The 3,673-nt window shown below is 68.2% G+C and carries 5 protein-coding genes; all 5 read left to right on the top strand.

Annotated elements, in window-relative coordinates:
- Positions 1–55 precede the first annotated feature (55 nt).
- Positions 56–325, top strand: a complete 270-nt coding sequence (locus F4Y72_11060; protein MXZ28824.1) for a hypothetical protein — start codon at positions 56–58, stop codon at positions 323–325.
- 98 nt (positions 326–423) lie between these two features.
- Entirely contained in the window at positions 424–777 is a 354-nt protein-coding gene (locus tag F4Y72_11055) for a hypothetical protein (GenBank protein ID MXZ28823.1), read from the top strand.
- 4 nt (positions 778–781) lie between these two features.
- A complete protein-coding gene (locus F4Y72_11050) occupies positions 782–1,117 on the top strand; it encodes an XRE family transcriptional regulator (GenBank protein ID MXZ28822.1) in 336 nt (111 codons plus the stop codon).
- A gap of 314 nt (positions 1,118–1,431) precedes the next feature.
- Entirely contained in the window at positions 1,432–1,959 is a 528-nt protein-coding gene (locus tag F4Y72_11045; GenBank protein MXZ28821.1) for a hypothetical protein, read from the top strand.
- A gap of 650 nt (positions 1,960–2,609) precedes the next feature.
- A partial coding sequence (locus tag F4Y72_11040; GenBank protein MXZ28820.1) for a DUF4102 domain-containing protein occupies positions 2,610–3,673 on the top strand: 1,064 nt, incomplete at its 3' end.

The following is a 3,673-nucleotide window of genomic DNA, read 5'->3' as shown; positions in this document are numbered from 1 at the left end:
AATCCACCACCTCTACGCGGACTTGGTCACCGGGAGGCGTCCATATAGACACTTCATGACCGCGCAAACGCTGCCGGACAACCCCAACTTCTGCTTCTGCCCCGCCTACGACGTGGAGGCCGATGTGCAGCAGATCCGCATCGTCATCGAGGGGCTCACCGGCCACGTCCCGACGGCGCTGATCGCGCTCGATCTCGACGACGCGCTCGGCATTTGCGACAAGCTCAACCGCCGCCTCGGGTTCGACCGCGAGGCCTGGACGGCACTGGCCGCCGCGTCGATGCGCGAGGAAGACGACGGGCCCGATGAGCCGCCGTGGCACTGAGCGCCGCGCAGCGCCTGGCGGCGGGCAACACCGCCTGTTGGCAACGCCCGCCTTGGTCCTGTATGGGGAAACCCCTATAATCCCTCATCGAAGTTGTCATGCTGAAACAAGTCCAATGGGTCGGTTCGAGCAAAGCGGATCTGAAGCGGTTTCCCGATGCCGTGCAGGACCGCATGGGTTTTGCGATCTACCAGGCCCAGGCCGGGGGCCGGCACCGCGACGCCAAGCCGCTCAAGGGCTTCGGCGCCGGCGTCCTTCAGGTCGCCGCCCGCCACGGCGGCGACGCGTACCGGGCGGTCTACACCGTGCGGTTCGAGTCCGCCGTCTATGTCCTGCACGCCTTCCGCAAGAAGGCGAAGCGGGGCGTGGCCACCCCGAAGCGGGAACTGGACCTCGTCCGGCGCCGGCTGCGCGCGGCCGGACGCCATCACGACGAGCATGGCGGAGGATAAGACCATGACCGAACCCGACACCCGCATCGAACCCGGCTCCGGCAACGTGTTCGCCGACCTCGGCCGCCCCGGGGCCGACGCCCACCTGCTCAAGGCCGAACTGGTCGGGCGCATCGACGCGCTGGTGCGCCGGCGCGGCATCACCCAGGCCGAGGCCGGGCGGCTGCTCGGGCTGACCCAGCCGGACGTCTCGCGGCTCCTGCGGGGCGACTTCCGGGAGTATTCGCTGGAACGGCTGTTCCGCCTGCTGAACGCGCTCGGGCGCGATGTCGACATCGTCATCCGTTCGCCGCGCTCGGACGACGGGGGCCGGCTGCGCATTGCCGCCGATACCGGCTGAGCCCGCCGCGGGGCGCGGACCTCTGCTTCGCCGCCGTCCACACGACGGCGACCGCATCCCTCGAACGGTCCTCCGCGGTGGAATAAACCGGGAAATCCCGGATTATTCGAACGCGCGCATCGCGGTGTCCGGTTCGGGCTGAATCCACCCCGGGGCGCTCGCCCCACTGCTGCGCCGCCGGCCGGCCGCCCTTCGGCTCGATCCCATTCGAGCAGCGTACTTCTCAATGGGTCGGAGGACAGCCGGGGTCCGGGCGAAGGCCGCGGGGCGGGAGAGAGGACCGCGGCCGCCATCCCCATCCCGGAGACCGCGACATGAACGCACCCACCTACGCCGGCATCGGCGCCCGCGCCACCCCGAAGCCCGTGCTGGCCGACATGACGACCATCGCGGCCTGGCTCGCGCGCACCGGCTGGCGTCTGGCGAGCGGCGGCGCGCACGGGGCCGATACCGCGTTCGCGGCGGGGGCGCCGGCGGCTCAGCGCACCCTGTACCTCCCCTGGGCGGGTTACAACGGGCACGCCGGAACGGACTGCCGGGCGCCGTCGCCGTCCAAGCTTGCCGCCTGGATGAACGTCGCCGCGCATTTCCATCCCGCCTGGCATCGCTGTTCCACCGCCGTGCGCAAGCTCCATGCGAGGAACGCCGCCATCCTCCTGGGTCCCGAGCTCGATGGTCCCGTCGATGCCGTGGTGGCGTGGACGCCCGAAGGGGGAACCGTCGGAGGCACCGGCCTGGCGCTGCGCATCGCGCCGAATTGGGGCATTCCCGTGCTCAACCTCGGCATTTTCGCCCCGCGCACCGTCTGCGAGCGCCTGTGGGCCATCCGCCGCGACGCCTGATCCGCTGACCCATCGAGGCAGAGCCTCGCGGCGAGCCGGGCAAGCGCCCGGCGGAGCCGAGGGAGGCGGTCTCCCTCGCGCCGGACGCTCCACAGGAGTCCCGGCATGTACCTCTTCGAACCCGACACCGATCCCATCGCTCCATCCGCCTGCGATTTGCTGGCCGACCTCGGCCTCGATATCCGATCCGTGCGCGACACGCTCACCGACGATCGGACCCGACGCTGCCCGGATGGCATCCCTCCGGCAGGAAGGAGTTGGAGGGAAGCGGGGAGAAGGATGAACGGCCGGGGGCCGGGGAGAGGGATCGACCCGGACTCCGGCCGCTCGCAACCCAACGTCACAGCAACCAACCAAGGAGCACAGTCATGGCTTTCGGATTGAACCGCGTGGAACTCATCGGCCGCCTCGGCGCCGACGTGGCCGTCAACCACCTCACGAGCGGGGGGCGCGTCGCGAACCTCCCTATCTAATCTGCGCTACGAAGCGAATGAACGCGCCGGAATGGAACATTTCCTCTATATATCGCCATGTTATGCTGTTTCCCGCTAAACACAACGCTGCCAGCCTGACGTATGGATGCGCTCCGATTTCTTTTCTTGTGTTGATCTTCGGGTTGATTATTTGGCGTCGGACGGTATCATGACGGCATGGAACCGAACACCGCAAAACGGATCGCCAAGGTCAAGCTCACGCTCACCAAGCGCACGGTTGAAGCCCTTGAACCCGCAGACAAGCCCTGGATCGCGTGGGATGACAAGCTCACCGGATTCGGCTGCCGTGTGCAACCCTCGGGCATCAAGTCCTTCGTTGTCAACTACCGCGCCGGGGACGGCGGACGCAAGGCGCCGAACAAGCGCGTCGTGGTGGGCCGCTACGGGCGTGTCACCCCGGACCGGGCGCGGCGGCTTGCGCAGGAATTGCTCGGGCGGGTGGCCGGCGGCGGCGACCCCGCGGGCGAGCGGGCCAGGGCGCGCGCCCTGCCCACCGTGGGCGAGGCGTGCGACGACTACATCGAATCGGGCCGAGGACGGGCGGCGGAAACCCAGCGATCCTACCGCCGCTACTCGAGCCTCTACCTGGGAGACTGGCGCTCGCGTCCGTTGGATGCCGTCACGCGCATCGACATTGAGAACCGGTTCCACCTGATCACCGAGCGTCACGGCGCGGTTCCCGCCAACCAGGCGCTTTCGTTCCTGCGCTCAGTCTACCGCCGGCACTGCGTCGACCATGAGGGTTTGCGCAATCCGGTCGAACTTTGGCTCGCGGGGGGCGGACGCTATCACCCGAAGAAGCGGAAGCAGATATCCTCCCCGGCCGAGGTGTTGCCCCGCTGGCGTGCGGGTATCGAGGCAGCGGTGGGTAACCCCGTGCACCGCGATCTGCTGTTCTTCGGGCTGTACACCGGCATGCGCCGGGGCGAGATCATGCCACTCGTTTGGGACCGTGTGGATCTCGAAGCCGGACTGTTCCGGGTGGAGGCGACCAAGACGGGGGTGCCGCTTGAACTGCCGGTCACGCGTCAATTGGGTGAGATCCTCGCTCGGAGGCGAGCCAACTCCGACGCCATGCCGGCGAACCTGCGGGATTGGGTGTTTCCTTCCCTGTCCAGCAAGTCGGGCCATGTCGAGGAGCTTCACGCGCACTATGCCAAGATCGGCAAGGTCGCCGGCGCGAAGTTCTGGTTCCACGGTCTGCGCAACGCGTTCATCAC

The organism is Gammaproteobacteria bacterium (assembly GCA_009838035.1).
In the GTDB taxonomy this organism is placed as follows: domain Bacteria; phylum Pseudomonadota; class Gammaproteobacteria; order Steroidobacterales; family Foliamicaceae; genus Foliamicus.
This window is presented reverse-complemented; position numbering and strand designations above follow the sequence as displayed.